Source organism: Synechococcus sp. B60.1 (genome assembly GCF_047462555.1).
In the GTDB taxonomy this organism is placed as follows: Bacteria; Cyanobacteriota; Cyanobacteriia; order Thermostichales; family Thermostichaceae; genus Thermostichus.
Genome location: NZ_JANSJN010000019.1, coordinates 15,334 through 19,957 on the forward strand (window position 1 = coordinate 15,334; position 4,624 = coordinate 19,957).

Consider the following 4,624-nt stretch of genomic DNA (forward strand, 5'->3'; position numbering starts at 1 on the left):
CATCAACAGGCGGAGCCTCTGGAGCGCCTGCTCCACCAGCAGCGCCTGGCCGGACGCTTGGCCTGGCGGCAGTTGTGGCAAGTCACCCTCGCCTCCCTCCCTGGCCAGGGCCTGGGGCTCCCCCAACCCCAGTCGGCTGAAACTCTTACCCACCTGCAGAGCCTGCAAACCCATCCCAGCGCCGAGATCCGCTGGGCGGCCTACCAGCGGTTGGGCCAACACCTGGAAGCCCATGCAGAGCTGGGGGGATTTATTCTCAGCATCCTCATCCGCGACCACCTCTGGGAGGCCCAGTGGCGGGGCTACGATTCTGCCGCCGATCTGTACCTGGCTCGCCACGGCCTCGGCCAGACCTTTTGGGAGCATCTGCTAGACGGGATCCACGATCGCTTTGACCTGTTCCAGCGCTACTACCGCCTAAAAAGCCGCGCCCTGAGCCGTTCCATCCGTACCTGCGACCTCTATGCCCCTTGGGGAGATCCGGCTCCTCGCCTCACTGCCGCCGAGGCCACCTTCCTGGTCTGGTCTGCTTTGCAGGAGTTCTGCCCCGAGTGCGCTGCCCAAGCCAAGCCCTGGCTGCCGGAAATTACCTCCCAACTGGAAGCAAGCCGTGGGGAGACCGACTCCTTCCCTTGGCCACTAGAGACGCCCCTTCCAGGGGGTGAATCCCTTGCCTCCCTACTGCGAGCCCTTGCAGCCCTCAGCCGGCGGCTCCGGCCTGAGGAGCCCCGACTTTGGCTGGAGCTAGAGGAGTTGCAGGGAGCTACTCGGCCCTCCTGGGAGGTGGGGGTGCATACCGCGTTTTTACAGCAGATGCTGCTAGGCTACCTGCTTGAGACGGCGCGAGGCACACCAGGGGGGGTGCCTCTCCGTTTCCGCAATGGCGTCAGCGGGCCGGAGACCTTTCTCTCCAGCAGCCTCCAGTTGGCCCAAGCCCTGTTGATTTACCACCTGGAGGCCCAGCTGCAGGCTGTGTTTTACCAGAGCTTGATTGCGCGGCTGGAGCTGCTTCTCTACCGCTCGGGGATCCCAGGGGGCGACACCCCTCTGCTGGCGCCCTCTGAGGCCAGCCCTACCTACTGGGTCAGCGAAGAGTGGCTGAAGCTGTGCCAAGAGCTATGTGGCGATGCGGTGGAGCTGCTGCCGGAAGACCAGTTCCGCTGGGTGGGGATGCCGGAGCTGTTTCTCCGCCCTTTTAGCAGCCATCAGGCCAGCCTGGCCAGACTGGTTGCCCTGGCCTGCCACCGCCAGTATCATCTGTCTCCCCGCACCTTCTTGCCCCGTTACCTGAATTGGCTGGCCAGCCCGCCCGGATCCCTGACCTGGGAAGAATCGGCCCAGATGCTCCAGGTGGAGCTGAGCGACCCAGAGGCAGTGTTGCAGGGGTTGGAGGAGCTGGAGCGTTGGATCGAGGTGCTGGAAGAGCTGCTAGAAGAGGAGCAAGACTAGAGGAGGGCTACCGGCCGACCGTTGGCATCGGCGGAATGGCCGCGTCACCCCTGGTAGGGGGAGCCCCGGGCTGCCGCTAGTCAGGGTTTTGCTGAAGAAAACCGCTCGCGTAAGCGGGACGGGCTCCTCACAGGGGTTCGTTTCTGTTTAGCGTTGTACAAGTCCCCCGGAGCGGCTATCTCATTCCCACCATTGCGGCCAGCCGCGCCATCAACTGCCAGGGCCGCGAGCGCGGTTCTGTTACCGAAGTGCTGGTCTCGTCAAAGTAGCCGGCCAGACGGCTACTCGATCACCACATTCTTGGGCCCGCTGTTCACCTCTGGGCGACCCTGATTGAAGTTGGCCAGGAACGTGTCCGGATCCTTGAGGCTGAAAACCAACTTTTTGCAGGATACTTGCAGCCCCAGGGGCCCCAGCAGGGGGATGAAGAGGGTCTTTTCCTGCAGCAGCGGGATGGCAATTACCCCCTGGGTGCTGGTTACCGCGCCCACCAGCCCCTGGAAATCGGTGCGCACGCCCAGGCCGTAGAACCAGGGCCAAGAGAAGCGCTCCCCTTGTCCCAACTCGCTCAGGGAGAAGGTTTCGTTGAACAGGTTGCCCGCCCGGACAATCAACTTGTCCTGCAGCAGATCGACGTAAGCCGACTCACTGCCCACCCCAAACAGAGCCAGCGGCAAACTTGCCAGCGGATTGGAGTCAATGGCCATGTAATAGCGCATGAGAAGTCTCCAGAGTCAGGAACAGAAAGACCAGGTGAGCCGCGGCTCCTAGCCCTGCCAATTATAAAAAATCTTCCCCGGTGCCGAACGGACAAAAAGGGATCCCATCTGCCCTTAAGCTAAGCAGGTATGATGGGTTGCTTGGAGCGCCCTTTCGGCAAGCCACTGGCCAACGAGGAAAACAGGATGGATTTGCGCGCCTTCATCCGCTTGGTGCCCGATTTTCCCAAACCCGGGATCCTCTTTCGCGACATAACCCCCCTCTTGGGGGATCCGGCGGGCTTCCGGGCTGCTATTGAACAATTGGCCGCTGGCACCACCTCTATGGGATCCCTGGACTATGTGGTGGGCATCGAGTCGCGCGGCTTTATTTTAGGAGCTGCCCTGGCTCAGCATCTGGGTTTGGGATTTGTCCCGGTTCGCAAGCCGGGCAAGTTGCCGCCGCCGGTGCTCAGCCAAATCTACAGCCTGGAATACGGCCAAGACCAGTTGCAACTTCATGCCCACGCCCTGCGCCCCGGCAACCGAGTGGTGATCGTAGATGATGTCATCGCCACCGGGGGCACCGCCGCTGCCACCGCCCAATTGGTGGCCCAGAGCGGCGCTGAGGTGGGGGGGTTTGCCTTCTTGATCGAGCTGGCTTTCTTGTCGGGCCGCAAGCTCCTGCCCCCTGAGATCCCCACCCATGTGGTGATGGTGGACGAATCCAACTGAGGGATCCGCCCCTCACCGCAGGTGCAGTGGCTGGCGGACGGTTACCTCTGGTGCTTTGGCTTTGGGCAGCGGTTGAGTCAGGTGGCTGAGCTGAGCTTGCGCCTGCAGTTGTTCCTCAACCCAGTCGGCTAGCTCCCCCATGTAGAGGGCCACATGGAGGGCGTGATCCTGCCGCAGCGGCTCCACCCCTTTTGCAGCCAGGCGGGCCCGGATGACGGGATCGCTCAGCTCTTCCAGGGCGGCAAAGTCCTCTGGCTGGTCAAACCCCAGCTCTGCCATTTTTTCGAACACATATCCCAGCCGCAGGCCCGTGGCCTCACACTGGGCTTCCCAGGGATCCCTCAGGACAAAGGCAGCAGTGCGGTAGGCCGTTTGGGCAATGGAGCGCCAGGTGCCGCGGTGGATGCGCAGGCTAAGCTGCTGCTGATTCCAGCCCAGGGCTTCCCGCACCAGCAGGCCGCAATTGCAGCGGGTACTATCCCGCCAGCAGTACTCGCGATCCCAAAAGCCCCAGTGCTGGGCCTGTAGGCGATCGGCGGTGCGGCGCAAAAGGGCCGCCAGCTCCGGTGTAGGACGCATCATCAAGGCGGCAGAGGAGATACCTTCCAGTCTAGGCAGGCGGGCGGCTGGGAACAACCCAGGCTTAATCCTTATTTTGAATTAACTGAATCTGTTGCTTGAACCTCGGTATCTTCAGCAGCCAAAGACCGTTGCCGCTGACGCTGGCGTTGCCAGGCCCCCCAGCTTACTCCCGCTAACAGCAGCGAGGCGCCGCCCAGGTAGGTGCCCCCTGCCGGCAGGCCGGCCAAGGCCAAGGCCAGGGATCCCCCCCAAAGGGTCATGGCGTAGATCAAGAGCACTGAATGCCGCTGCGACAGGCCGGCTTTGAGCAGGCGATGGTGCAAGTGGCCCTTGTCGGGATGAAAGGGGGACTTGCCCCTGGCCAGCCGCTTGAGGATGACGGCAGACATATCCAGGATTGGCACGGCCAGGATAAAAAACGGCAGGGCCACCGCCAGCGTGGTCACCCCCTTGGCCACCCCAATGACCCCGATCCCGGCTAGGGTAAAGCCCAAAAAGTAGGCTCCCCCATCTCCCATGAAGATCTGAGCCGGGTTGAAGTTGTAGCGCAAAAAGCCCAGACAGGCCCCTGCCAAGGCTGCCGCCAGCATCGCCGCCGCCGGCCGATCCAGCAGCAGCGTTACCATCAGCATCACGACTGCCGCGATCCCTGACACCCCTGCCGCCAGCCCATCCAGGCCGTCCATGAAGTTGATGGCGTTGGCCATCCCCACCAGCCACAGCAGGGTAACCAGCAGGCTCAACCACACCGGGAAGGGCCAGAGGCCAAGGCGCGGTAGGTTGATGAACTCAATGCGCACCCCCACTCCCCAAGCGGCGGCAGCCACCCCAAACTGCATCGCCAGGCGGGAAAAGGGCGACAACTGAAACAGATCGTCGGCCAGGCCAATCAAAAAAAACAAAACGCCGCCAATGGTTACCCCCCAGATCTCGTACTCCTGCTCGGTGCGCAAGCCGGCGAAGGCTCCGGCTCCCCAGAGCAAGAGTAGTGCCACCAGGTTGCCAAAAAAGATAGAGACCCCCCCTAGGCGCACCATCGGCTGCCGGTGGATCTTGCGCTCATCGGGAAAATCCAACTGGCCGCTGCGGATCCCGACCGCCTTCACCACCGGGGTTGCCCAGAGAACCACACAGGCAGCAGCCAAAAAGGCAACCAAGTA

The 4,624-nt window shown here is 62.5% G+C and carries 5 protein-coding genes; 2 read left to right on the plus strand and 3 right to left on the minus strand.

Going from position 1 to position 4,624, the window contains the following annotated elements:
* On the plus strand, positions 1-1,449 hold a 1,449-nt coding region (locus NW863_RS03705; protein ID WP_414364501.1), incomplete at its 5' end, for a peptidase M3.
* Positions 1,450-1,730: 281 nt separating this feature from the next.
* Here the strand turns inward: NW863_RS03705 and NW863_RS03710 are convergent.
* The gene (locus NW863_RS03710; RefSeq protein ID WP_414364503.1) at positions 1,731-2,168 is read right to left on the minus strand and encodes a hypothetical protein; all 438 of its coding nucleotides are present in this window, start codon (positions 2,166-2,168) and stop codon (positions 1,731-1,733) included.
* 186 nt (positions 2,169-2,354) lie between these two features.
* Here NW863_RS03710 and NW863_RS03715 point away from each other — a divergent pair, with 186 nt between their 5' ends.
* Positions 2,355-2,882, plus strand: coding sequence for an adenine phosphoribosyltransferase (locus NW863_RS03715; RefSeq protein ID WP_414364504.1), 528 nt, complete (start codon positions 2,355-2,357; stop codon positions 2,880-2,882).
* Positions 2,883-2,894: 12 nt separating this feature from the next.
* Here the strand turns inward: NW863_RS03715 and NW863_RS03720 are convergent, their stop codons facing one another.
* Complete coding sequence (locus NW863_RS03720; RefSeq protein ID WP_414364506.1) at positions 2,895-3,464, minus strand: hypothetical protein; 570 nt, start codon at positions 3,462-3,464, stop codon at positions 2,895-2,897.
* Between the two features lie 68 nt (positions 3,465-3,532).
* Positions 3,533-4,621: a glycosyltransferase family 4 protein gene (locus NW863_RS03725; protein ID WP_414364521.1), complete on the minus strand. Its 1,089-nt coding sequence runs from the start codon at positions 4,619-4,621 to the stop codon at positions 3,533-3,535.
* Positions 4,622-4,624 lie beyond the last annotated feature (3 nt).

What these genes read in the sequence shown, in the direction of transcription:
- NW863_RS03710 (WP_414364503.1), bottom strand. Translation starts at nt 2,168, where the DNA reads ATGCGCTATTACATGGCCATTGACTCCAATCCGCTGGCAAGTTTGCCG.
- NW863_RS03715 (WP_414364504.1), top strand. Translation starts at nt 2,355, where the DNA reads ATGGATTTGCGCGCCTTCATCCGCTTGGTGCCCGATTTTCCCAAACCC.
- NW863_RS03720 (WP_414364506.1), bottom strand. Translation starts at nt 3,464, where the DNA reads ATGATGCGTCCTACACCGGAGCTGGCGGCCCTTTTGCGCCGCACCGCC.